Source organism: Paenibacillus sp. GD4, assembly GCF_030846225.1.
GTDB classification, from domain to species: domain Bacteria; phylum Bacillota; class Bacilli; order Paenibacillales; family NBRC-103111; genus Paenibacillus_G; species Paenibacillus_G silviterrae.
The window spans coordinates 4,436,020-4,460,214 of sequence record NZ_JAVCYK010000001.1 but is presented as its reverse complement, the minus strand read 5'-3'; the positions used below and the strand labels follow the sequence as shown (position 1 = coordinate 4,460,214).

General features: G+C 53.2%; 21 protein-coding genes and 1 riboswitch. Of the genes, 2 read left to right on the top strand and 19 right to left on the bottom strand.

The features are described 5' to 3' along the window. Positions 1 to 13: 13 nt before the first annotated feature. The 10 genes from dnaK to gpr all read right to left on the bottom strand — a co-directional run bounded on the left by dnaK (position 14) and on the right by gpr (position 12,353). The gene (gene dnaK, locus RAC89_RS21100) at positions 14 to 1,849 is read right to left on the bottom strand and encodes a molecular chaperone DnaK (protein WP_306615639.1); all 1,836 of its coding nucleotides are present in this window, start codon (positions 1,847 to 1,849) and stop codon (positions 14 to 16) included. A gap of 68 nt (positions 1,850 to 1,917) precedes the next feature. Then, complete coding sequence (grpE, locus tag RAC89_RS21095; protein ID WP_306615638.1) at positions 1,918 to 2,511, bottom strand: nucleotide exchange factor GrpE; 594 nt, start codon at positions 2,509 to 2,511, stop codon at positions 1,918 to 1,920. A 60-nt stretch (positions 2,512 to 2,571) separates the two neighbouring features. Then, positions 2,572 to 4,113 (bottom strand): TCP-1/cpn60 chaperonin family protein, encoded by a 1,542-nt coding sequence (locus tag RAC89_RS21090; protein WP_306616158.1) that lies wholly within the window; start codon positions 4,111 to 4,113, stop codon positions 2,572 to 2,574. Further along, complete coding sequence (gene hrcA, locus RAC89_RS21085; RefSeq protein ID WP_284638666.1) at positions 4,110 to 5,144, bottom strand: heat-inducible transcriptional repressor HrcA; 1,035 nt, start codon at positions 5,142 to 5,144, stop codon at positions 4,110 to 4,112. The genes RAC89_RS21090 and hrcA overlap by 4 nt, the downstream gene beginning before the upstream one ends. A 567-nt stretch (positions 5,145 to 5,711) precedes the next feature. Then, positions 5,712 to 6,179 (bottom strand): N-acetyltransferase, encoded by a 468-nt coding sequence (locus RAC89_RS21080; protein ID WP_284638665.1) that lies wholly within the window; start codon positions 6,177 to 6,179, stop codon positions 5,712 to 5,714. A gap of 76 nt (positions 6,180 to 6,255) precedes the next feature. Further along, positions 6,256 to 7,422: a radical SAM family heme chaperone HemW gene (hemW, locus tag RAC89_RS21075; RefSeq protein ID WP_306615637.1), complete on the bottom strand. Its 1,167-nt coding sequence runs from the start codon at positions 7,420 to 7,422 to the stop codon at positions 6,256 to 6,258. Between the two features lie 204 nt (positions 7,423 to 7,626). Further along, positions 7,627 to 9,438, bottom strand: coding sequence for a translation elongation factor 4 (lepA, locus tag RAC89_RS21070; RefSeq protein ID WP_306615636.1), 1,812 nt, complete (start codon positions 9,436 to 9,438; stop codon positions 7,627 to 7,629). 89 nt (positions 9,439 to 9,527) lie between these two features. Further along, entirely contained in the window at positions 9,528 to 9,896 is a 369-nt protein-coding gene (locus RAC89_RS21065) for a DUF3679 domain-containing protein (RefSeq protein ID WP_306615635.1), read from the bottom strand. Between the two features lie 37 nt (positions 9,897 to 9,933). Continuing rightward, positions 9,934 to 11,178 (bottom strand): stage II sporulation protein P, encoded by a 1,245-nt coding sequence (spoIIP, locus tag RAC89_RS21060; RefSeq protein WP_306615634.1) that lies wholly within the window; start codon positions 11,176 to 11,178, stop codon positions 9,934 to 9,936. 173 nt (positions 11,179 to 11,351) lie between these two features. Beyond that, positions 11,352 to 12,353 (bottom strand): GPR endopeptidase, encoded by a 1,002-nt coding sequence (gene gpr, locus RAC89_RS21055; RefSeq protein ID WP_284638660.1) that lies wholly within the window; start codon positions 12,351 to 12,353, stop codon positions 11,352 to 11,354. 189 nt (positions 12,354 to 12,542) lie between these two features. Between gpr and rpsT the strand changes: the two genes are divergently transcribed. Next, positions 12,543 to 12,815 carry a 30S ribosomal protein S20 gene (gene rpsT, locus RAC89_RS21050; protein WP_306615633.1) on the top strand — a complete coding sequence of 91 codons (273 nt, stop codon included), beginning with the start codon at positions 12,543 to 12,545 and terminating at the stop codon, positions 12,813 to 12,815. A gap of 67 nt (positions 12,816 to 12,882) precedes the next feature. On the opposite strand, the gene holA is transcribed toward rpsT, so the two are convergent. The 9 genes from holA to RAC89_RS21005 all read right to left on the bottom strand — a co-directional run bounded on the left by holA (position 12,883) and on the right by RAC89_RS21005 (position 23,037). Further along, on the bottom strand, positions 12,883 to 13,902 hold the full coding sequence (holA, locus tag RAC89_RS21045; RefSeq protein WP_306615632.1) for a DNA polymerase III subunit delta: 1,020 nt from the start codon (positions 13,900 to 13,902) through the stop codon (positions 12,883 to 12,885). Positions 13,903 to 14,133: 231 nt separating this feature from the next. Continuing rightward, positions 14,134 to 15,390, bottom strand: coding sequence for an anti-sigma factor family protein (locus tag RAC89_RS21040; RefSeq protein ID WP_306616157.1), 1,257 nt, complete (start codon positions 15,388 to 15,390; stop codon positions 14,134 to 14,136). Between the two features lie 52 nt (positions 15,391 to 15,442). Next, the gene (locus tag RAC89_RS21035) at positions 15,443 to 16,000 is read right to left on the bottom strand and encodes an RNA polymerase sigma factor (RefSeq protein ID WP_284638657.1); all 558 of its coding nucleotides are present in this window, start codon (positions 15,998 to 16,000) and stop codon (positions 15,443 to 15,445) included. A 134-nt stretch (positions 16,001 to 16,134) separates the two neighbouring features. After that, positions 16,135 to 17,037, bottom strand: a complete 903-nt coding sequence (locus RAC89_RS21030; RefSeq protein WP_306615631.1) for an EamA family transporter — start codon at positions 17,035 to 17,037, stop codon at positions 16,135 to 16,137. Positions 17,038 to 17,236: 199 nt separating this feature from the next. Then, entirely contained in the window at positions 17,237 to 18,526 is a 1,290-nt protein-coding gene (locus RAC89_RS21025; RefSeq protein WP_306615630.1) for an NCS2 family permease, read from the bottom strand. A gap of 53 nt (positions 18,527 to 18,579) precedes the next feature. Further along, positions 18,580 to 18,675, bottom strand: a riboswitch (purine riboswitch). Positions 18,676 to 18,824: 149 nt separating this feature from the next. Then, on the bottom strand, positions 18,825 to 19,295 hold the full coding sequence (ybaK, locus tag RAC89_RS21020; protein WP_306615629.1) for a Cys-tRNA(Pro) deacylase: 471 nt from the start codon (positions 19,293 to 19,295) through the stop codon (positions 18,825 to 18,827). A gap of 63 nt (positions 19,296 to 19,358) precedes the next feature. Further along, positions 19,359 to 21,878 (bottom strand): DNA internalization-related competence protein ComEC/Rec2, encoded by a 2,520-nt coding sequence (locus tag RAC89_RS21015; RefSeq protein ID WP_306615628.1) that lies wholly within the window; start codon positions 21,876 to 21,878, stop codon positions 19,359 to 19,361. An 87-nt stretch (positions 21,879 to 21,965) separates the two neighbouring features. Continuing rightward, positions 21,966 to 22,502, bottom strand: coding sequence for a deoxycytidylate deaminase (locus RAC89_RS21010; RefSeq protein ID WP_284638652.1), 537 nt, complete (start codon positions 22,500 to 22,502; stop codon positions 21,966 to 21,968). Positions 22,503 to 22,602: 100 nt separating this feature from the next. Then, the gene (locus RAC89_RS21005) at positions 22,603 to 23,037 is read right to left on the bottom strand and encodes a ComEA family DNA-binding protein (RefSeq protein WP_306615627.1); all 435 of its coding nucleotides are present in this window, start codon (positions 23,035 to 23,037) and stop codon (positions 22,603 to 22,605) included. A gap of 110 nt (positions 23,038 to 23,147) precedes the next feature. Here RAC89_RS21005 and comER point away from each other — a divergent pair, with 110 nt between their 5' ends. Then, positions 23,148 to 23,981 carry a late competence protein ComER gene (comER, locus tag RAC89_RS21000; protein ID WP_284638650.1) on the top strand — a complete coding sequence of 278 codons (834 nt, stop codon included), beginning with the start codon at positions 23,148 to 23,150 and terminating at the stop codon, positions 23,979 to 23,981. The last annotated feature ends 214 nt before the right edge of the window (positions 23,982 to 24,195 follow it).

Here is a 24,195-nt window from a genome sequence, read left to right as displayed (position 1 = left end):
TTCACTCGCTGCTTTACTTCTTATCGTCAACGACCTCGTAGTCCGCATCCACTACGTTGTCTTTTCCTTTAGCCTGACCTTCCGGACCGCCGGCATCAGCGCCGCCCTGAGCTTGCTGCGCTTGCTCATACAGCTTCACGGAGAGAGCCTGCACCACTTGCGTCAGCTCTTCGGTAGCCTTTTGGATTTCCTCGAGGCTGTCGCCTTCGAGAGCTTTCTTTACTTTTTCCTTCGCTTCTTCGGCTTTGGCCACTTCGCCGGCATCCGCCTTATCGCCAAGATCCTTGATTGTCTTGTCAACGGAGTACACAAGCTGATCCGCCTGGTTGCGAGCTTCTACCAGCTCTTTACGCTTGCGGTCTTCTTCTGCGTGAGCTTCAGCGTCCTTCATCATTTGATCGATTTCGGCATCGCTCAAGCCGCTTGAAGAAGTAATCGTGATCTTCTGGCTCTTGCCGGTACCCTTATCCAGAGCGGATACATTCACGATACCGTTGGCATCGATATCGAAGGTAACCTCGATTTGCGGAATGCCGCGAGGCGCCGGTGGGATATCGCCCAGAATGAAACGTCCCAGCGTTTTGTTGCCGTTTGCCATGGCGCGTTCGCCTTGAAGCACGTGAATTTCTACGCTTGGCTGGTTATCCGCATACGTAGTGAACACTTGCGACTTGGTTGTAGGGATTGTCGTATTGCGCTCGATCATTTTCGTGAACACGCCGCCAGCGGTTTCGATACCGAGGGACAGCGGAGTTACGTCGAGCAATACTACGTCTTTCACGTCACCGGTAAGCACCCCGGCTTGAACCGCAGCACCGAGAGCAACAACTTCGTCAGGGTTTACGCCCTTGTGAGGCTCTTTGCCGATCAGCTTCTTAACGGCTTCTTGTACGGCAGGAATCCGTGTGGAACCGCCGACAAGCACAACTTTGTCGATTTGGTTGGCCGACAGACCTGCATCGCTCAAAGCTTGGCGAGTAGGTCCCATGGTGCGCTCAACTAGGCCCGCAGACAGCTCTTCGAATTTCGCACGAGTCAGGTTGACTTCCAAGTGCTGCGGTACGCCGTCTACAACGGTAATGAACGGCAGGGAGATCGTTGTCGTCAGAACGCCGGACAATTCTTTCTTCGCCTTCTCCGCCGCATCCTTCAGACGTTGAACCGCCGCTTTGTCTTTAGAAAGGTCAACGCCGTGCTCCTTCTTGAATTCCGCAGCCAGGAAGTCGATGATCACTTGGTCGAAGTCATCGCCGCCAAGCTTGTTGTCACCGCTGGTTGCTTTTACTTCAAAGAAGCCGTCGCCGAGCTCCAGGATCGAAACGTCGAACGTACCGCCCCCGAGGTCGTACACAAGAATCGTTTGATCTTCGGTTTTCTCCAGACCATAAGCAAGCGCTGCAGCCGTCGGCTCGTTTACGATACGCAATACTTCCAGACCGGCAATTTTACCTGCATCCTTAGTTGCTTGACGCTGGCTGTCGTTAAAATAAGCCGGGACCGTAATAACGGCTTGGGTTACTGTAGTGCCAAGGTATGCTTCGGCGTCAGCCTTCAGCTTCTGCAGGATCATTGCGGAAATTTCCTGCGGCGAATACTCTTTGCCGTCGATGTTTTCCTTGTGGTTCGTGCCCATGTGGCGCTTGATCGAAATGATCGTGCGGTCCGGGTTGGTGATCGCTTGACGCTTCGCCGTTTCACCGACGATCCGCTCGCCGTCCTTCTTAAAGCCTACTACGGATGGAGTGGTGCGGTTTCCTTCCGCGTTAGGAATAACTACAGCCTCGCCGCCTTCCATTACGGCAACGCAAGAGTTCGTTGTACCTAAGTCAATACCGATTACTTTACTCATGCTATGGTAGCCTCCTTTAAATGGATCGTTTAATCTTGCTTGGGATCATATACTGCAGATTTAGTGCATTAAGAGCTAACCTTAACCATGGCCGGGCGAAGAACCTTGTCCTTGAGCATGTAACCCTTCTGGACCTCTTCCACCACGATGCCCTCCTCATGCTCCTCGGATTCCACCTGCATGATCGCTTGGTGATACTCCGGATTGAAAGGAGTCCCAACGGTCTCCATCGCCTGCAAGCCCTCGCTTGTGAGCACTTGTTCCAGTTGACGGAAAATCATATTAACGCCCTTGGCGAGCGATTCAAAGTCATTGTTATCCTTGCTGGCTGCGAGCGCACGCTCAAAATTGTCTACCACAGGAAGCAGCTGCTCGATCAGCTTCAGGGAAGCGTACTTCGCAAATTCCTCCTTTTCCTTCTGCGTGCGTCTTCTGAAGTTATCAAAATCCGCTTGCGTACGAAGGAAGCGCTGGTAGTTCTCCTCTGCCGCTTTCTTAGCCTGCTCCAGCTCAGGATGGCCTTCGGACCCGGCTGCATCCGCTGCTTGTGTCTGTTCAGCATCAGTTTCTTCCGCAGCGTATGTAGCTTCAGCAGCTTGGTTCTCCTCAGCCTGGTGACTCTTGTTTTGCTCTTGTTCTTGATTCTTTTGTTCCGTATTCAATTGTGTGTCACCTCCTTATCCTAATCCGGTTACTCATCTATTAGTGCATGGTTATACTGCCTATTCCTCTGAACGCGGGCCGCGCATTTTGATAACCGTATGAATCCGCAGCACGGCGGACGCTACCTCTCCTGCCGCTTGCAGTGCATGAAGCTTCACCAAAGCAGGATCGACCACACCATGCTCCATCATATCAATAATTGCCCCTGTATCGCAATCGACAGCCAAGCTGTCCCGTCCGGAGCTGATTTGCGCCGCTTTGACCTCCTCGACCTTCTCCAGCGGGTTGTAGCCCGCATTGACGACGATCTGCGCGAGCGGCTTCCGCAGCGCCCCCGCGACCGCGGCGAAGCCGAAGCCCTCCATGCCCTGCACCGTCTCGCGCCGGCGCTCGACCTCGTGCGCAGCGGCCATTTCGGCGGCCCCGCCGCCGGGCAGCACCCCGCCGCGCAGCGCAGCCTGCACGCTCGAAGCCGCGTCGCGCGCGATGCGCAGGCGCTCGCCGACAATCTCGCTCGTGCTGGCGCCCACGACGATCGTCACCTGCGCCCGGCCCTTGCCTTCGGCCAGGCGGACGCATTCGAGCCGCTCGTCGTAGCCGACGTGCCCGGCGGTGCCAATCGAGCCTGCGAGCTCCGCCGCAGGCTTCAGCAGCCCGCTGCGGCGGATCGGCCGCGCGCCCGTGTATTCGGCTAAGCGCCGGAGCTCCGCCCGAGGCAGCCGCTGCACGACCATGATGCCATGGTCGGTGCAGAACTGCTCCGCCTCGGGGTCGACGCCGCGTTCTGCCGCGATAAAGCCCACGCGAAGCTCAAGGAGCTTCTCCAGCGTGGCCCGGAACTGCTCGCGCAGCTGCGTCTGCCGGCGGAAGCCCGCTTCGGTCATGAGCGCTTCCTCATCGACCGATTCCGGCTCGAACGCATCCTGAAGCAGCAGCACCTGCGCCGCGGCCGGCGGAAAGTCAAGCTGGGCGTTGACCGGCTTCTTCTGAAGGAGCAAGCCAGGCCATACCTCGCTCCGACCTTTACCGCTGGACATAACGACCTCCGCGAAGCGGAAATGCTCCTCCAGCAGCCTTGCCGTTCCTAGCCGCTTGGCTCCTTCCAGGACGAGACCGGCCAGATCGGCGTGCTCTCTCCCGGCAATATAGGCGATTCGGTACAGCAGCGGATCCTCCAGACCTTCAATCGGTCTGCTGCGCTTCTGCAAGCTCTGCAGCGCCGTATCGATGCCCTCCTGCACCCCTCTCACCACTTTGGCGACGGGGACGCCTCGAGTCACCTGAGCGACGCCTTCCGCGACCAAGGCTCCGGCCAATACCGTTGCCGTAGTGGTACCGTCACCCACTTGCTCCTGCTGCGATCTCGCCACCTGGATGAGAAGGCGGGCGGCCGGATGGCTGACCTCCATTTTGTCCAAAATGGTCACGCCGTCGTTGGTGATAATGACTTCGCCGAGCGCGCCTACGAGCATGGTGTCGAGGCCCTTGGGCCCGAGCGTCCCCTCAACGGCAGAGCAAATCGCACGAATCGCCGTTGCGTTATTGCGCAGTGTGCCGTAAGCGTCCTCCGCCTCCGGACCGTTCGATTTCAATTGACTCATTTGTACCATCGCTCCATCGCCACGGTCAAATCCTTCGTAAAGTGCTCCAGCAGCTTAATGACCTTAGCATAATCCATCCGTGTCGGCCCCAGAATCCCTATCGTCCCCAGCGGCTGACCGTCAACCGAATACGAAGCGGTAATCAAGCTGCAATCGTTAATGGCTTCAAGCTCGTTCTCGCTGCCGATGCGAACCTGGATACCCGAGCCGGTTTCGTTGACGCCGGAGAACAGCCTTACGATCTTCGGCGTTTCGGAGAGCAGATCGAGGATGGTCTTCACCTTATCCACGTCCTTGAACTCCGGCTGCGTCAGCATGTTCGTGGTGCCGCCCAAGTAAATGCGTTCCTCTTCTCCGCGATCCATCACACCATTCAGCATCATGAGCAATTCTTCATAGCCGGAGACGTAGCTTCGCATTTCTTCGGCAATTTCCGTGTACAGGCTCGATTTAAAATGAAGCAGCGGCACATTCTTCATTCGGGCATTGAGAATGTTGACGAATTTCTCGATCTCGGACATCTGAATGCCTTCCGGTATCGTCACCGTCTTGTTCTCCACTTGCCCGGTATTGGTTACAATAATGGCAACGGCCGTACGGTCCGTGAGCGGCACGATCTGCAGATGCTTGAGTGTCGTTCCGAACACCTCGGGTCCGAGAACGATCGATGTATAGTTGGTCAGGCTGGAGAGCATCATCGCGGTTTGCTGCACGACACGCTCCATCTCCTGCATTTTCTCTGCAAAAAATTGCTTGAGCAGATCCACCTCATGGTTCGGCAGATGGCCGTAGGTCAAGAGATGATCGACATAATAACGGTATCCTTTATGGGATGGGATTCGGCCTGCCGACGTATGCGGCTGCTCGAGGTAGCCCATCTCCTCCAGATCGGACATCTCGTTACGGATTGTGGCGGGACTAAACCCAACATTGCCGCGCTTCGAAATGCTGCGCGAGCCGACAGGCTCTGCTGAACGGATATAATCATCTACGATGGCACTGAGAATCTGGCGCTGACGATCGGTTAACAATGCAGTTCCACCTCCGTGAGTTTTATTGGTTGCGTCGGTTGGCTCCGGTTCAGTGCTAGTTGCCTCCGGCCGCTCTTGAGATTAGGTTCCATGAACTTACCTGTCGGTAAGAACCTAATCTCAAAGGCGGCACGTAAACTCTCCGACAACTACACTGACCTGCGCCAAATACACGAACCAAGAAAAGGAGGATTCCACCTCCAAAAAAGACAAGGCATGCTCGATTGCCTGCGGCAACAAGCCGGCAGAAGGAAATAACGGACTTACGAGCCCTTATTATGCTCAAATATACCATGACGAACGGAATAACAGTTTGGTTAGGGTGTTATTCTGGTAAAACTCCTCAAAAATCACCCATATGCACTTGTATAGCCAAAATAAGGACTTTAAAATCTCTTATTTACTATATAACACAAAATAAGCAAGGAATAAGACCTTAAAAAGCTCTTATTCACTATTCACTTCAGTAAACGTCACTGCCCGGGCCTCTGGCCCGCATCGTTAGCACTCCACTTAGATGAGTGCTAACCTAAAATAAAAATAACAGACCCGAAGGTCTGTGTCAAGTCAATCGAGCCGTTTCAGAACGGCGATTTCGTCGCAGCAATGCTGCTTTTTACAGTGGATGCAATCGCGCCAAACCTTCTCCGGGAAGATCTCCTTCTGCACGACGGTGAAGCCGTTCCGTTCGAAGAAAGCCACTTCATATGTAAGCGCCATGACCTTCGGAATTTGCTGCTCCCGCGCTTCCTCCACGAGGAAGTTGACCAGCGCTTTGCCGATGCCCTGACCCTTGTGTCCTTCCGTTACGCCAAGCGATCGAATCTCGACCAGATCCTGTCCGAGCCTGGTCAAGGCGCCGCAGCCGACCAGCTCCTGCTCTATTTCAGCTACCACAAAGGTCTCGATCTGCTCAAGCAGCGTTTCCCGCGACCGCGGCAGCATAATGCCCTGCTCGGCATAGCCCTGAATAATATTGTATAAAGTATCCACATCCTGCTGATTTGCTCTTCTGCAGGTGACCGTCGCTTGCATAGCGGATCCCACCCATCAAGTATAATACAATAACATATGAATAAATATACAACATTACGCATAAAAAATTCAATCATTATTTTTGCTCGACAGCACCTAAAAATTCGCCGAACACTTCGTTTCCAAGCCAGATTCCCTGCTCACTCAATCGATACCCGTTTTCAGTCGCTTCCAGAAGTCGTTTTTCCTGTAATCGGTCCAATACCGACCCGAACACTACCTCCGGCAGGCGCCCGAATTGAGCGGCAAAATCCGAGCTCTTCACGCCACGAAGCAGCCGGAGGCCGACCATCATAAAGTCCTCCATCGCTTCTTCCTCGGACACTTCAATGCACTCGAGCTGAGGCAAACGTTCCTTCGTTGCGTCGATGTACGGCTGTACACCCTTAATGTTGACATGGCGTCTTCCATACGTGTAGCCATGCGCTCCGGCACCAATGCCATAGTAGCTCTGGTTGCGCCAGTACATGCTGTTGTGTCGGCTCTCATAGCCGGGCTTTGCAAAATTGCTGATTTCATATTGCTCGTAGCCCGCCTCCCGCAGCGTTTCCATAATGAGCTGGAACATCTTTTGCTCCTCTTCCTCCTCCGGAAGCGGCAGCTGGCCCCGTTCGTATAACGCGTGGAACAGCGTATTTTCCTCTACCTTCAGGCTGTAAATCGAGTAGTGCTTCAAATCGAACGCCAGCGCTTCCTTCAGCGTGGAGCGCATGACCTCCGCCGTCTGCTTCGGCAGGCCGAACATCAAGTCGATCGACATGTTCGTAAAGCCGATCTTCGCCGCGTTTTCCAGACTCCGATACACATCGTCGGTATTATGAATCCGTCCGATCTCTTCCAATAGCTTGTTATCGAAGGATTGCACCCCAAAGCTGATGCGGTTTACACCGCCTTCCTTCATCGCCTGAAGCTTTTCCAGATCCGTTGTCCCCGGATTCGCCTCCATGCTGAACTCCAGGTCGCCTGACCACTGCGGAAAATAGCATTTCACCCGGCGCAGGAAGCTCTCCATCTGATCCGGCAGCAATACCGTCGGGGTTCCCCCGCCGACAAAGATCGTTTCGATCTCCCCTGGCGGCACCGCCCGAACGGTACGCTCCATTTCCCGCTCCAGCGCATCGAGGTAATCCATAACCGGCTGCCCCTTCAGCACATAGGAATTGAAGTCGCAATAGTGGCATTTATTTGTGCAAAACGGAATATGCACATAAACCGCTTTCGGTGTTTGATGACGCTGCATCATGACTTACACACATCCTTTACTATAATCACAAGAAACCCGATTGGTGCCAATCCAAGATGAACGTCCCGCTTACAGCGGCACTTGTTTTCTCTTTATATCGGCATCCCGAATCCCGCATGGAAGTGGAAAAAGCAGGTGCTCCCCTTCCGCAAGACTTCGCGTGCAAAAGGATTCCGGCAGCACCTGCTTCTCTATTTACATGTTCTATTCGTCGATTTTCAGAACGGCCATGAACGCTTCCTGCGGAACCTCCACGCTGCCGACCTGCTTCATGCGCTTCTTCCCTTCCTTCTGCTTCTCAAGAAGCTTCCGTTTCCGGGAAATATCGCCGCCGTAACATTTGGCAAGTACGTTCTTGCGCATAGCCTTGACGGTTTCGCGCGCAATAACCTTCTGCCCGATCGCCGCTTGGATCGGCACCTCGAACATTTGGCGGGGAATCAGCTCGCGGAGCTTCTCGCAAATAATGCGTCCGCGATTGTAGGCACGATCCCGGTGCACAATGAACGATAGGGCATCAACCTGCTCGTTGTTCAGCAGAATGTCCATTTTGACAAGATTGGACTGCTTGTAACCCGTCAGCTCGTAGTCAAAGGAAGCATAGCCCTTCGTACCCGACTTCAACTGGTCGAAGAAATCATACACGATTTCAGACAGCGGGATTTCGTAGGTGAGCGTAACACGTGTCGTGTCCAGGTACTCCATGTTCACATACTCGCCGCGTTTGCTTTGGCACAGCTCCATGATGGTACCTACGTAATCGTTCGGAACGATTATGGAGGCCTTCACATAAGGCTCCTCTACGAACTCGATCTTGCCCGGCTCCGGGAACAAGGACGGATTCTCAATGCTGAGCACCGTGCCGTTCGTCTGGGTCACACGGAACACCACGCTCGGTGCCGTCGTAATCAGCGGAATATTGAATTCACGCTCGATACGCTCCTGGATGACGTCCATGTGCAGGAGACCGAGGAAGCCGCATCGGAAGCCAAAGCCTAGCGCTGTCGACGTTTCCGGCTCGAAGGAGAGCGAGGCGTCGTTCAGCTGCAGTTTTTCCAGGGCTTCCCGCAGATCGTTATAATCGCTGGTTTCGATCGGATACAGTCCGCAGAATACCATCGGATTGATCTTCCGGTAGCCCGGCAGCGGCTCCGGCGTAGGATTCTTCGCATCGGTAACCGTATCCCCGACACGTGTGTCTCCGACGTTCTTAATCCCTGCCACGATGAAACCAACGTCGCCGATTTCCAAGGAATCCACGATGCTCATGCGCGGCTTGAAAGCACCGACCTCGATAACCTCAAAGTCTTTGTCCGTCGCCATGAACTTGATTTTGGAGCCAGCCTTGATCGATCCGTCCACAACCCGCACATATACGATAACCCCTTTATAGGGATCGTAATGCGAGTCGAAAATAAGCGCCTTCAGCGGCTTGTCCGGAGCTCCGGTCGGAGCCGGAACCTTCTGGACGACCTGCTCCAGAATCTCTTTAATTCCGATGCCCGCCTTCGCGGAAGCAAGCACGGCGTCGCTGGCGTCCAGTCCGATCACATCCTCGACCTCCTGCTTCACCCGTTCCGGGTCTGCGCTGGGAAGATCGATCTTGTTAATGACGGGCAAAATTTCGAGGTTGTTATCGAGCGCCAAGTACACGTTTGCAAGCGTCTGCGCCTCAATCCCCTGCGCCGCATCAACAACCAGCAAAGCGCCTTCACAAGCGGCCAGGCTTCGGGATACCTCGTAAGTGAAGTCGACGTGTCCCGGGGTATCGATCAGATTCAAAATATATTCTTCGCCGTCATCAGCTTTATAGTTCAAACGTACAGCCTGCAGCTTAATTGTGATGCCGCGTTCCCGCTCTAGGTCCATCTGGTCGAGCACCTGTTCCTGCATCTCCCGTGAGGTCAATGCCCCGGTATACTCAAGAATGCGGTCCGCCAGCGTTGATTTCCCGTGGTCAATATGAGCAATAATACAAAAATTTCTGATCTTCTTCTGTCTTGCTTGGATATCCATGTCGGCAAACCTCACTAACCTGCAAATTGTCAATACTTTTCATTATAGCAGTTGTGAGGTTCCTCATCAATGGATACCCGACCCACATATTAACTAAGCACCGCCTCGAACAGCTTGATAAAGGCACGAATACCGTTATAGGCCATTATTTGCAGTAAATCTCCCGTCTTATTGCCGATCCGGTTGACTCCCGTGTCAACCTCGAGCTCCGTACGCTCTTGAGGCTTGGACGCAGCCGCGGGCGGACTGCCGGCCGTCTTCGCAGGCACCGCTGCTTTGACCCCTGCGGCAGGTGCGGCGCTGTACGCTTTCGCTTCTGCAGCAGCAGGGGACTTGCCCCCGCTGCCGGATGCGGCGCTCACAGTAGACCCTTGAATCCGCTCGGTCCCTTTGGTCGCCATATCCACGCCGAAGAAGACGCAGAAGGCAAGACCGATCGCGAGCAAAAGCATTTTCATCCAGCTTCCCTTCCCCATAACGCTTATCTCCCTTTCCTCAGCTTTGTGTTTTGGTTTCTTTATTGTCCGCCGGCGCGTTTACTTTCTCTACATTGTTGATCACTTCCGCGATGGCCACTGCCAGCGCATCCGCCGTCCGGTAGCATTCCTCGAAGCTGTTGTCGACGCCGCCGACTTCAATCAGCAGGCTGTTCGGCGAAAAGTTTTGATTATACACACCGTTCCCGTCCACGGATTTCGCATGAATCCCCTTGGATATGCCGGGGAATTTCTGCTCAAGAGCATGATGGACCTGCTCCGCCAGCTCGTAGTTTTGCTTCCAGTTCGGATTTTTCCCTCCGATAATGAAGAACACCTGCGCATAGTCCTGCCCGTTAATCTTAACCGTGGTCCGGTCGCGCCGCTGCGAATCTCTATGAATATCGAAGTAGTATTTCAGATCAGGATGCCCTGCCGATGCTTCCTGAAGAGTTTTTAAAGAATATTTGTAGGACAAGTGGTATTTGAAATCCTTCTCGCTCGCGGGATAATTTTTGTTGGAGTGAACCGCCCCTATTCCTTCCTTCTCCAGCATCATGGCTAGTCGGAGTCCGACATTCGTAATGTTGGTTTTGGCGTCGTATGCCAGATCCGGATCCTTCACTCCCGGCAGCTCCGGCAAATAAGATTCTTGATTGTGAGATTGATAGATAAAGGCTACATTCTTACCGGCCGTCTTGGGCGGCTGGGCTGACGGCTGCGGCTGCGGCTGGGCCTGCGGGTCCGGCTGCGGGTCCGAAGGGGCAGGCTGCTGGCTCAGTTCGGTAATATCGCCCGGCTTGCCGGTCGTGTCCAGCTGCTGCTTCGGATCATAATCCGCGGGAGAATCATAGTTTGGATTCGATTTGAGAGGAACCGAGCGATCCTGTGATAAGACGGGCATCTCTCTTGAGATCAGCGTCTTCGGATCGTTCGGGTTAATATCCGTCATCATCGCAAAGAGAAAGCTAGAAACGTTTGACTGTGAGAAAGTGAAGCTTTTCCGGTCGGCTTGCAGGTGCGGCATCTCCATCCCCATCATATCCATGAAGAAGCGGCTTGATACCGAGGCCGCCAGCCCCTTCATCGATGCGGATGGCGTCGTGTCCGTCATGCGGGACTGCACATATCCTAGCAAGCCTAACGCTATGAAAAACAGCAAGCATCCTGTCATAAGCAACATAACGGCACGAGTGTAAACACCGGCTTCTTGTCCGATTTTGCGATATTTGCTTAGATTAACCGTTACCGCTGGCCATTTCATGTAGGAACTACCTCCTTAAAGCGTATCTACTAACAACTCTATGAGCGGCTAATAGGAGATAGAACCGGGAATCTCATAAATTTCTCTACGATCTAGTAAACTTAAGAACATTCGGCGGCGCCTTGCCGTCTCGCAAATAAGCGTGCACACCGGGGTATGCACGCTTTCCGAGCTTAATGAGTATAGGCCGCTACGTTGTTTACATCCACGGCTTGATGCAGCGCAGCGTTCAAACCGCTGGCAATAATGTTCGCGATATCTTCGATAAATTGGTCGATTTCCTTTGGCGTCACCAGCAGATCATGCCCCAGTGGATCGAGAACCTCCTTCACCAGCTGCAAACGCTCGTTCTCCTGCATGGAATCGAGCAATCCGAGGATCTGACCCGTATTTGCCGTCTGCTGACTGAAATGGCGGTGCATCAGGTCAAACGCCGTGTTCACTATCGTTGAAGCATAAACGACCGTCGGAACGCCGATTGCGATGCAAGGAACGCCCAGCGTTTCCAATGTCAACCCCTTGCGTTTATTCCCGATGCCGGAGCCCGGATGAATTCCCGTATCGGCAATTTGGATCGTCGTATTCACTCTTTCTAGCGAACGGGAGGCCAAAGCGTCGATGGCTATGACCAAATCCGGCTGGGACTTATCCACGATCCCCTGCACAATTTCACTTGTCTCAATCCCTGTCGTGCCAAGCACTCCGGGGGCAACCGCGCTCACCGGACGATAGCCGGGACTAACCTGACCCGGCATCAGCTCGAAGAAATGACGGGTCACCATCACGTTCTCCACCACCATTGGCCCCAGCGCATCCGGCGTCACGTTCCAATTACCGAGACCGATGATCAGCACCTTGGCGTTCGGGCCGATATTCAGCTTCTGCAGGAATTGCTCGAACTGCTGGGCGAATACGGTAGCCACCCGGTCCTGCAAGGCCGTGTCCTTACGGCGAAGCGCCGGTACTTCAAGCGTAATGTAGTGTCCGGGGAGCTTGCCGAGTGCCCGAGAACCCTCTTGGGAATGAATATCAATGACGCTGACCTTAATGCCCTCATCTTCAAAATGGCTTGTATTGACACCCGGTATTTCAGGTCCGGAAGCAGCCGAGGCTAGATCGCGCGCTTCGAGTGCAAGATCGGTATAGGCCGAATAACGGCTTAAATCCATGCTCATGAAGAATAGACCCCTTTCCGATTCGTTCTGCGCCTATATTGTGTGACAAAGCAGAAGTGCTTATACAAAGTTTTGGCAGACAAGCCTTGATGGCTCTATTGCAATTTGGATTATGCCATGGTAGAATATCTAGAGTTGTCAGAATGAACCGTAGGGTTTTCCTGCAAGTTGTAGTAGGAGGTGAACGTCATGCCAAACATCAAATCCGCAATTAAGCGTGTGAAAGTGAGTGAAAAGCGCCGTCTGCGCAATGCATCTCACAAATCCGCTCTCCGTACGGCTGTTAAGAACTTCGAAACAGCTGCTGCAGGTGAGAACGTAGCTACTGCTAAGGAAGCTTTGATCGCTGCCAGCCGCAAGCTGGACAAAGCAGTGACCAAAGGTTTGATCCATAAAAATGCAGCTGCTCGCAAAAAGTCCCGTTTAGCGAAGAGACTCAACGCGATCTCCGCACAAGCGTAAGACAATGAAGCAGATAAAAGACCATGTTTCCGGCACACCCGGATGCATGGTCTTTTTATTTGGCTATTTAGGCGATCAGCTTAAGCAGGAACATTTCGAGTCCAAGCACCTTATCGATTTTGCCGCTTTTCATCTGGTAGTCCAGCTCCCCCAGCTGCCTAAGAATACCGGCCAACCTTTTCATCTCGAACCGGTTCGCTTGTCCCGCGGCTATCTTTACTGCATAGGGATGCAGCCCGAGCTGAGCAGCCATTTGCTGCTGAGAGTAACCCTGCTGCGATAAATCCTTCACTTGAAACATGATGCGAAACTGCCTCGCGATGAGCGCTACGATCTTGATCGGCTCTTCCTTGCGGCGAAGCAGCTCATTCAGCATCGTAAACGCTTGATCCAGCTTCAATTGAACGATGTGCTCGATCAGCAGGAAAATATTTTGTTCGGTGGTACGGGTCACGAGCTGCTCCAGGTCGGCAGACGTTAGCGTCCCCCCTTGTCCTACATAGAGTGCACACTTCTCAATTTCCTTCTGCAGCGTTTGAAGCCCTGTTCCCGAATAAGAAATCAACTGTTCGCTGACCCCCGGTGCCATTCGAAAACCCGCCTTCTCCGCTTCCGCCTGAACCCATTGAGTCAGCTCATCGGAGGATAACACCGAGCAAGGAACCAGCGCATCCGCTTCCTTTAACGATTTCACGATTTTCTTCCGCTCGTCCAGCTTATCGGCAGGAACCGTAAAGACGAGAACGGAAAAATCCGCGGGGGAGCTGAGATAGGCGGTAAGCTTGTCCAGCTTATGCTCTACCTTCCCGCCTTCCTTAGCACCGGTGAGGAAGAAGGCATTCGAGGCAATGACCACCTTGCGCTCTACCATAAACGGCAGTGTCTCCGCCTCCTCGATCACGACCTCCACGGGTGTCTCCGAAAGATCGTACTTCGATACGGCGAATGTCCTCTGATCCGGATCGATCAGCTTCTCTACCAGCTTATCTATCAGCTCTTGTATCAAGTAGAATTCGTTGCCGTAGCAAACATATACCGGAGCAAAGCTCCCCTTCTGAATGTGCCTTATCGCGGTCTTGTAATCCATAGCCTCATCCACCCTTATTTACGCTATTCCCCATCATACCAACAACAAAGGGATTACGTCAAAGCCCTGCGGCTTTGAGCGTAATCCCTTTGCCCGAACCCCATCTATATAAACACCGGAGGGCAGGCTCTAGAAACCTTCCCGTTCCAGTGGTCATACAAGACGTGAATCGAGTGCGATGAACTTAGTATACTATACGCAGCCGCAGAGCAATGTGTGCTGCTTCTTCCATCATTTTATGGGGTCTTTCAGCTTCTCTTCCTTAAGCTCCTTTACCCGAATGGCATACGTTTCCTTCGTTTGCTCGGACACCTTTACTTCATAAGTAAACACAAGCTCGGGAGACCATCCGATGAGGGTGACCTGCTCCGGCTTCCACTGGTAGCTGGAGGTGAAGACCGCCTTCTGCTGCGCATTGTCACGGATGACGACATGCCCCTCCGCATTGAGGGAAGCCGTATATTCATTCCCGGCGGACGTACTTTCCTTCATACCGCTCTGATCCTGAACGGAAGGAGGTGCGAAGGAAGCCATCGGCGGTAATGCCGCAATGCCATACTGCTCACCCGGAGTTTGCCGGAAGTTGCCCATACTGCCTTCCGGGGCTGATTCCGTACCGGGAGATCCCATCTTGCCCATCAATGTGCGCTCCGGCTCCGGAGCGGCTGTTGCTGCCGGCGATTGAACAGGCTCTTGACTGCCGTCAGGCGGAACGACTTGCTTCTTCAATGCCATCGAATCACCAGGAGCCGTTTCCGTCGCTTTTGCGTCCGCAGCGGCTTCAGGTTCTTCCTGCTTCGGGGAAGGAGTCGGTGCGGGCGCAGCGTTTGAAGGGTTGATCTTCTCCGACTGCGGCGGTGCGGCCGGAGCCTTATCTTTCGGGGCTTCGTCCTGCATCGTCGGCACCTGCTTGGATTGCGGAGCATCGGACTTCACATCGTTCGCAGCTGCGGGGGCAGCCCCTTGAGCCATCGGGGCCACCGTCGACGCTTGCGGTGCAGCCCCGTTAACCTCCGGCTTGGCCGAACTGGACGTAGATGCCGCTTTATCCGCACTTCCGGCGCTGATGGAAAGCAGCACTTCCGCCTTCTGATCGTTAGAAGACAATTGCTGCTGACTGAATACGAAAAATCCAAGCACTAATCCTGCAGCGACAACGCCGCCGGCAACGGGAAGCGAGACCCACTCGCGCATCCGCTGGCGCCAAGCCGGTATGTGCCGGCGCTTCGCAGGTTCAGCGGCTTCGACCGCTCCGGACGCCTCACCGGCATCAATCAGCTGAAGTCTTGGCATGATCGAATCAACAAGACTGACGGGCGGCGTCACCTTCGGCAAGCTTTCCAATTCCTGCGAAAGGTTGACTAAACGTTCAAACAGCTCGGAACAAGCCGCGCACCCCTGAACGTGCAGGAGCATTCGGCGATATTCGGTTTCATCGAGATCCTGATCGAGGTATCTCTGCATGAGTTCGATCACCTCTTGACACATCATCCCCGTACACTACCTTTCTGAACGATTCTCATATCCACTCTGCATCCGGTCATCCTTGAAACACGTCCGTACCGGTCTTTTTGTAATCCCGCAGAATCGTTTGCAGCTGCTGCCTGGCCCGGAATAAATACGATTTGACCGTATTGATCGGCAAGTCCAGCGATTCGGCGATCTCGTTATACGAGAAGTCCTGTAAATATCTAAGAACGACGACCGAGCGGTGATGCGCCGGAAGCTGGTCTATCGCCTCTCGAATATCTTTGGCAATATAAGCGGACATAACTTCATCTTCAACGGTTTTGTGCGCGGTAAAGCTCATATCGTGCTCATCGATCGAAACCGTGGGCTTGGAACGCCGGAACTTGTCGATACACAAATTCGTTACGATCCGCTGCACCCACGTTTTGAATTGAGCCTTTTCCTCATAGGAATTAATTTTCGTATATATCCGGATTAACGCTTCCTGTGCGGCGTCCATCGCATCCTGCTCATTGCCCAGAATGTAATAAGCGGTTCGATAAACGTGAGTCTCGATTTCGCGCAGTAGGGTTATTAGAGCGTCGCGATCGCCCGATTGGGCAGCCTTGATGAGTTCTGGCGCTACCACTGGGATCCCCCTCTCTTGCAACCTTACAGACGAAGTGTCCTGAACAAAGGTTGCAGTGACATAGGCTCTTTTTAGCATATCAAAATATGTACTCAAGGTACATACATAGCATTTATTCATAGAAATGCCAACAATTAACGATTTTTACGGCTCTGCCTGCTTTCAGACGGCTTCATTTCCGATACGGCAATACCTAGCAAAATGGTTGCAATACCGATCCATTGCAGCAGCCCCGACGACTCTCCCAATAAAAGCGCGGAACACAGAATGACGACGGGAAGCTCAATCGCCCCGAGTACGGAGGATAGTCCCGTATCCAGCTTCGGCGCTCCTTTGGCATACAGAAAAGTAGGAAGCACCATGCCGAACACGCTGAGCAGCAATCCCCATAACCACAGCCCTTCCTGAAGCGCACCGTTCCATAGAAACTGAGGCGGATAGATGACCGCAACGAAAATAGACGCACCCGTAATCATCCAGGCACTTCGCTGCAGCGCGGGAAGCCCCGTTTCCAGCCGTCCGCTGAAATAAATAAAGAACGTATAGCTCGCCGCGGACAGCAAGCCGAGTATCAACCCGAGGGTATCAAGCTGAGCCAGGCTTTCATACGAAAATCCGGTTGCAAGCAGCGTTCCGCCTAAGATCAGCAGCACGGCCCAGCCTTGATTCCGGCCCGGCCTTTTGCCTTGAAGCAGCCAGTCCAGCAGCAGGCCCATCCATGTAAATTGAAACAGCAATAGAACGGCGATCGATGCATCCAGCATTTGCAAGGAATAATAATAGAACACACCGGTCATTCCGGTGAAGGAGCCCCCAGCCAGCAGCTTCAGAATCGAGCTCTTGGTTACCTTGCGAAAAGATCCCGTTGTATAGCAAAGGATCCAAAGCATCGCGGCCCCGAACATTACTTGACTGCCCGTAACCTCCGACGCGGAGAATCCGGCAGCATATCCCAGCTTCACGATGCTGGATAAAATTCCATACGAAGCAGCGCCTAAAAGCACATAAATACTAGCTTTCCATTTGGTGCTCATCATGTGCACCTTTCTTTCAAAAGTTACCCTCGCCCACCCGCCTGGCCCCCAATCCTCGGAAGCCCGCAACTTATAAATTTAACAGAGATGGCTATAAGAGACAAGAGGAAACGGACCCATTATTGGGAAAAACTTCCTCATCACCAAAAAAGCCCCGATCCGCCTCTTGACGGACAGGGACTATGGTTATTGGGATGACACCTTAGTGAGCCGGGAAAAAGGCCATTTGCAAAATAAAGATCATGCCGAACGCATAAAGCATCGGATGAACCTCTTTGCCTTTGCCGCTAACGAGCTTCATCAGCGGATAGGTAATAAAACCGATGGCGATCCCTGTAGCGATGCTGGAAGTGAGCGGCATCGTCAGCAGAATGGCGAAGGCGGGAAACGCCTCGTCAAACTCCTTCCATTGAATGCGTGCCAGCCCCTCCATCATGAAGCAACCGACAATGATCAAGGTAGGTGCCGTGATGGCCGCAAGAGAGGAGATCGCGGAGATGGCCGGCGAGAAAAACATAGAGATTGCAAACAGCATCGCCACCACCACAGCGGTCAAGCCGGTTCTTCCCCCTGCGGCTACGCCGGCAGACGACTCGATGTAAGCGCTGGATGGGCTTGTCCCGAACGCAGCCCCTACCGTCGTTGCGGCTGCATCCGCCATCAATGCGGAGCGGACTCGCGGGAAATCTCCGTTCTTGGCTAATCCGGCCTGCTCTGCAACGCCGATCATCGTTCCCGTCGTATCGAATATCGTCACCAGCAAAAAGGCAAAAACAACCGTGTACAGACTATGGCTGAACACACCGCCAAGGTCCATATCGAACAGCACCGGAGCCGGCGGCATGGAAACGACGCCTTCGAAATTCAGCAGATTCATGAAATATCCGACGATGGCGGTGACGACCATCCCAATAAAGAGTGCTCCGCTAACTCGCTTGGCCATCAGCACTAAGGTTAGAAACAAGCCGATTAAGGTGAGCACCGTGGCAGGCTTATGCAGATCTCCGAATGCGACCATCGTCGCTTCGCTGGGAACGACGATGCCGGACATTTTCAGCCCGATAAAGGCAATGAACAATCCGATCCCGGAAGTAATCCCGTACTTCAGCGAATTGGGGATGGCTCTCAGAAGTGCGGCCCGGAAGGAGCTCAGACTTAAGAGTACAAATATAATACCGGCAAGGAATACCGTGCCGAAAACAACTTGATAGCTGAGCCCCTGCGAGCCCACCACACTGGCAAAATAAGCGTTCATCCCCATCCCTGGCGCAATGGCAATCGGGTATTTGGCCAGCAGACCCATGATCAGGGTGCCTATGACAGCCGAAATGATCGTAGCCATGAAAACCTGCTCGAAAGGAACGCCGGCTGAGGAGAGAATGGCCGGATTTACGATAATGATATAAACCATGGTTAAGAAAGTGGTGATGCCTGCGATAAGCTCCGTTTTTACCGTAGTTCCGTGCTGCTGCAGCTTGAAAAATCGTTCCATATTCCGCCTCCGCAATATTCTTAGGTGAAAAACAAAAAATCCCGGCTCCAGCGGACACGAGGTGCCGCTTTCGTAGCCAGGAATTACGGTTCCTTGTAGATACCCTTACCCGATTGTAAGGTTATACGAAAGTTTGAATTTGGATTATCATGTTTTCCCCTTTCGTATAATAGACGGATTTCGGTTCGATGTCAATGTGTATAGCTTATATTATTCGGATTTTGGGGATGATTATTTATCTATCCTACTCGCACTAAGTGAATATTCGCGAAAAAGCGAACATTTATTGTATTGCGAATTACGAAAGCTCAGCTACATGAGCTTCCGCCGCCTTGGCCAAATCCGCACCGGACATAAAAATTTGCAGTCCTCGGCGTCCTGCGCTAATGCTAACCGGATTCAAGGAAATCGCCGTGTCATCAAGATACAACGGATACTTTTTCTTCATTCCCAAGGGCGATACGCCCCCGCGAATATATCCGGTAAGCTGCTGCAGCTCCTTCACCTGAACCATCTCCACTTTCTTATTCCCCGACAAAGAGGCCAATCTTCTCGCATTCAGCTCCCGGTCTCCCGGAAGACAGGCTACCAGGATGCCAGTTTTATCCCCTCGTAAAACCAATGTCTTGAAAATTTGGCTGCTATTAATGCCTACCTTGCTTGCAACAGATAATGCATCCAGCTGCTCCTCATCCCATTCATACTCATGTAGCGTATAATGAATTCCCGCTGCGTCCAGCATGCGGCAGGCATTCGTTTTTGAAGACATATCGTACACGTTCCTTCCGGCATATCATAATGTGATTACCTACCATTATAAACGAAATTCACGTTAAGGAGCACCCGCCAGCTTCGTACGGACTTCGATTTTGCCTTCGCTGACTCTCATCTGAATTTCCCCCTGCTGATCCGTACGGAAGAGACTTGCCCCGGAGGTCGCCAGCCTCTCCACGACAAGAGGATTAGGATGTCCGTAGAGGTTATTAACGCCTGCGGAAATCACAGCGTTACGCGGCTGTAACATCTTCAGCCACTCGTCCGAAGTAGAGCTTTTGCTCCCGTGATGAGCTACCTTCAGTACATCCAAATTTTCCGTCAAGATGCTGCTGATCCCGGACCAGCGCTCAAGGACCTGTTTCTCCGCAGCAGCATCCATATCGCCTGTAAACAGCCATCGCGTTCGGCCCATTTCCATTAGAAACACCAAGGAGCTTTCATTTTGTTCCTTTTCGATACGTATGGCTTCCGATTCGCCCGCCTCCGTCCCAAAGGGATGAAGGAACATCAGCTTCGTCAGCTCATCCGCCTCCAATCGGTCCCCGGCTTGCGCCGAGATCAGCTGCGTTCCTTTAGCCAGCGCCGTTTCGAACAGCTTTTCCACCGCATCCGTCGGTTTTAAGGTTCCGTTAAATACTAGGCGGCTGACCGGAATATGCTCTAGAACCGCCTGCAGTCCTCCGACGTGATCCATATCCTGATGAGTCATGATCAAGTAATCGATTCGCTGCACGCCGCGCTGCTTCAGCAGCGGGACGAGCAGCTTGCGGCCGACCTCGTACGGATCCTTCCTTTCCTTCCACTCCTCTCCGGCTTTGCGGAAGCTCAAGGTTCCTCCTCCATCAACAAGCAGGGTCATCCGGCTCACCGGAGTTTGAATCATAATGCTGTCTCCTTGCCCTACATCCAGAAATTGCACCAGACCTGAACCCGTCCAACGAGGGTAGCCGTATCCGTAAAAGAGCAGCGATGAAAAGCAAAGAAAGGAGATCATACATAAGTGCACGGGCCTCCAATTGAAAAATGCAGGCATCTCCTTGGCCGTTTGCAGCTTAGGCTGCGGCGTTTCACCCTCACGGGTTTGCTCCAGCCACTCTACGGCGCCGATAGCACTGAGCGTCAGGAGCAAATAGTACAGCACAATCCATAGAGGGGAAGGCTTCGGCCAAATGGTCTGGAATAGATCCCAGCCGGCCAGCCACTCGATGGCAACGAACAAATAATGATTGACTTGAATAATTAGCCAGGCTAAAAGCTTTCCCGCTGCGGGCCAAACAAGTCCGAGCAGCAGCGCTGCCGTTCCCCCCGGCATAATCAGCATGCTGAATACCGGGACAAGAACAAGATTGGCCGCCAGCGACAGCAGTGAAAATTGGCTGAAATAATAAATCGAGATGGGAAAAGAGATCAGCTGAGCCGTCACGGTTATCGAAACCGCATCTTTTAAGGAAGACTTCTGGATGGGCAGCAGCCGATTCATATATGGCACTCCCAGGATTAAGCCGATCGTCACGAGAAAGGATAGCTGAAAGCTGACATCCATGAGATAGTAAGGCTCCCATAGAAGCATGGCCACCGCAGCCAGCAGCGTAATGTGGAGGCCGTCCTTCAACCGGTTTCGGTACGCGGCGTATAAAGCGACCATCGCCATCAGCCCCGCACGGACGATCGAGGGAGAGGCTCCCGTAATAAGGACGTAGAATGGCATAAGCGCTATGGAGGTGAGTAAATACGTCTCCTTAGTCATCCCGAAACGGCGCATGATCCAAAGCAGGCAAGCCAGGAAGATCGCTACATTCAAGCCGGAAATCGCAATAATGTGTGTGAGCCCAAGCTTGGAGAAGCGTTCGAATTGCTGCGGATCCAGATCGTCGGTAAGACCGACCAGCATGCCCTTCATAAACCCGGCCTGCTCCTCAGGGAACAGCTGGTCCACCTTATCGGCCAGCTTGCTTCTGACCGCATCATTCCAGCGAAGGGGGAGCCACCAGCCCCAGTCATCTGCAGCCGGAGGTAACACCTGTTGAGCGGCCAGCCCCTTGACCGTAAGCTGCCAATGCACCTTCTGTAAACGCAAATACCGCCGATAATCGAAGCCTCCGAAATTTCTTGCCTCCCCCGGCTTGCGAAGCGTTCCGGCCAGCTCGGCCACATCGCCGCGCTTCCAGCCAAGGGCGATCTCCTTCTCCTCCAGCTTCAGCAGCCGGATGTTAACCTGGAGCGACTCACCCTCTTTGTCCAGCAGCTTTGCTTGAAAGCTCGCGCGATCCCCGTCTACCTGTACCGGCGACACAATGCGCACCTTAAATTGCCGCTCCGACTCTTCCCATGCCTCGGGTATCACCGATTGATTGCTGCGGTCGTAGGCAGCATATACTCCCGCAGCAACAGCTGCGACAAGCGTGCCCCGCAGCAGCCATCCGCCGAAGGGCGGATTCCATACCGCCAGGCCGCAGATTAGCGCCGCTCCGGTCAATGACACCTCCCATCCGAGCCATGCCGGCTGAAATACGTAACCCAGCGCATAGCCGGCAATCCAGCATAAGGCATACCATACTAGCGGCCGCTGCTTCATTGCATCCCCCTTTCCGCCGCAATGCAAAGAACCTCTGCACACGGCTGCTTACACCGTTATGCAGAGGTTCTTCCTCTTGCCAGCCTATTAATGTTGAACTTCCGACATAGCTCCTGCGGGAGGCTCATATTCTTCCAACGCGCGGAATCGCACGCCTTTTTGCTCCATGAGCAGCCTTACCTTGTCGCTGTCTTTTGGGTAAGGCCTGTGAAATACGATTTCAATGATTCCGCTGTTCGCCAGCATATTGGCACATGTCCAGCAGGGCTGGTCCGTAACATACACGACCGATCCCTCCCTGTCCTTCCGATCCGTAAACAGAAGCAAATTTTGCTCCGCATGGATTGTGCGAATACAGCGCTGCTTCTTGATGACCTGCTCCTGTCCCTCTTCCTTTACGAGCTCATACTCCTCCACCAGCATACAGCCGGCCTCCGAGCAATCCTGAACTCCCATCGGAGCGCCGTTGTAGGCTGCGCCCAGCAGCTTTTTGCCTTGCACAAGAACGGCGCCTACATGACGTCGACTGCATTGGGAACGCGTAGAGGCCATGTAAGCCATGTCCATAAAATAAGTGTCCCAATCCTTGCGGGGCGTCGTCGACTTCTCCTGCTGCTCTGCCATGCTGACCTCCTGCTTTGCGTCTTTTGTAGTAATTACTCGTATTTTCTCACATGATGTCAAGAAACGGAAGCCATTTTTTTCATCACTGGCAAAGACCCTCTTATTCAAGTACAAGCTGCGGCCTCATTTTGTCCAGCATCTTCTCTCCGATCCCCTTGACGTCCAGGAGCTGCTCGACGGAAGTAAACTTCCCTCCGAGGCTTGTCCTCAGCTCTAGAATCGCACGAGCCCTGCTGGCTCCGATACCGGGCAGCGCCTCCAACTGCTCCGCCGTTGCCGTGTTCAGGTTGACTTTCTGCGGTTCCGCACCCTTAGCGGGCGGCTTAGCTTCGGTTGGAGGCGAGGCCGGTTTAGGTGCCGAATTCTCCTTTGTCGGCTCTCGACGGCTTTCCTCCCGATTCAGAAGCATCCGCATCTCTTCATTCACCGGCTTCCAGCCGTTTATGGCCTGCTGTTGTGCCGACATCGTTGTGTAAAATAAAGCGCCGCCCCCCAGCAGCAATGTGCCGGTCAGGATCAGTCCGGTATAACGCAATTCTCGATTCCTCCTTCAAAAAGACAGACAAAAAATTGACAGCTGGTTATAACGCTTTACTTATCCACATATACATGAGAGAGGCTGCATTCTATTCTGGAGGGATGGTCATGAGAGTAGGATTCATTGGAACAGGCAGCATGGGCAGTATTCTTATCGAGGCGTTCATTCAATCCGGAGCCTTAAGCCCGGAGAACATGGTGGCCACCAACCGCACCATGAGCAAGGTCGAGCGATTGGCGGAAATGTATCCGGGCCTTAGCGTAGCCCGATCCAATAAGGAACTGGTTCAAGCCTGCAGCGTAGTGTTCTTATGTGTGAAGCCGGGCGAGTTCAAGTCGGTCATTGACGATATCGCCGGTATCACGGAACCGAATCAGCTGTTCGTGTCCATCACGAGCCCTGTCCTCATTCGACATTTGGAAGAGCTTCTGCCGGCCAAAATCGCCAAGGTCATTCCCAGCATCACCAACTATGTTCTTAGCGGAGCGACGCTTTGCATTTATGGAGACCGTATCGAGCCGGAGGATCAGCTGCTGCTCGAAAATTTGCTGTCCCACATTAGCGCACCTATCCGCGTATCGGAAAAGTACACTCGCATTTCCTCGGATTTGTCCAGCTGCGGTCCGGCCTTCCTGGCTTACTTTGTGGAAAAGTACATTGAAGCGGCCGTCAGTTTTACCGGAATTTCTCAGGAGGAGGCCACCATGCTGGCCAGCGAGATGACACTCGGCACCGGCAAGCTTCTGACGACGGGCGGCTTCACCCCAGCCTCGCTGAAGCAGCGCGTCACCGTTCCCGGAGGTATTACCGCCGAAGGACTCCGTATAATGGAAAAAGAGCTGGGCGGCGTCTTTTACGACTTAATCCGCACAACTCATGCTAAGTATGATGAAGATGTGGAAAAGGTGGAAGCCAAGCTATTCGGCACCAAAGTCGATTAATGGCGTGATGCTTTCACGCTTTTCCTGTATGATCGCGTGGTTGCTCCTCAAATTCTCTGAAAGTGGATGACCATCTTAGTATCTCCGTGGGTGAATATCTTCAGCTAACCTCGTGCATCTTGTTTGCCGTCATTGAAATCCATTCCATGGTTTGACGGTAAGCAAAATTGCTGAAGACATCTCCCACTGATACGCAGATGGACAACACTTAAGA

Coding starts and splice junctions, on each gene's coding strand:
- hemW (WP_306615637.1), bottom strand. CDS start 7,422: ATGATGCAGCGTCATCAAACACCGAAAGCGGTTTATGTGCATATTCCG.
- RAC89_RS21030 (WP_306615631.1), bottom strand. CDS start 17,037: ATGATGAGCACCAAATGGAAAGCTAGTATTTATGTGCTTTTAGGCGCT.
- ybaK (WP_306615629.1), bottom strand. CDS start 19,295: ATGTCTTCAAAAACGAATGCCTGCCGCATGCTGGACGCAGCGGGAATT.
- RAC89_RS21080 (WP_284638665.1), bottom strand. CDS start 6,179: ATGCAAGCGACGGTCACCTGCAGAAGAGCAAATCAGCAGGATGTGGAT.
- dnaK (WP_306615639.1), bottom strand. CDS start 1,849: ATGAGTAAAGTAATCGGTATTGACTTAGGTACAACGAACTCTTGCGTT.
- gpr (WP_284638660.1), bottom strand. CDS start 12,353: ATGAGCATGGATTTAAGCCGTTATTCGGCCTATACCGATCTTGCACTC.
- RAC89_RS21015 (WP_306615628.1), bottom strand. CDS start 21,878: ATGAAGCAGCGGCCGCTAGTATGGTATGCCTTATGCTGGATTGCCGGC.
- holA (WP_306615632.1), bottom strand. CDS start 13,902: ATGGATTACAAGACCGCGATAAGGCACATTCAGAAGGGGAGCTTTGCT.
- RAC89_RS21010 (WP_284638652.1), bottom strand. CDS start 22,502: ATGGCAGAGCAGCAGGAGAAGTCGACGACGCCCCGCAAGGATTGGGAC.
- RAC89_RS21025 (WP_306615630.1), bottom strand. CDS start 18,526: ATGGAACGATTTTTCAAGCTGCAGCAGCACGGAACTACGGTAAAAACG.
- comER (WP_284638650.1), top strand. CDS start 23,148: ATGAGAGTAGGATTCATTGGAACAGGCAGCATGGGCAGTATTCTTATC.
- lepA (WP_306615636.1), bottom strand. CDS start 9,438: ATGGATATCCAAGCAAGACAGAAGAAGATCAGAAATTTTTGTATTATT.
- RAC89_RS21065 (WP_306615635.1), bottom strand. CDS start 9,896: ATGAAAATGCTTTTGCTCGCGATCGGTCTTGCCTTCTGCGTCTTCTTC.
- RAC89_RS21040 (WP_306616157.1), bottom strand. CDS start 15,390: ATGTGTCAAGAGGTGATCGAACTCATGCAGAGATACCTCGATCAGGAT.
- RAC89_RS21090 (WP_306616158.1), bottom strand. CDS start 4,113: ATGAGTCAATTGAAATCGAACGGTCCGGAGGCGGAGGACGCTTACGGC.
- spoIIP (WP_306615634.1), bottom strand. CDS start 11,178: ATGAAATGGCCAGCGGTAACGGTTAATCTAAGCAAATATCGCAAAATC.
- rpsT (WP_306615633.1), top strand. CDS start 12,543: ATGCCAAACATCAAATCCGCAATTAAGCGTGTGAAAGTGAGTGAAAAG.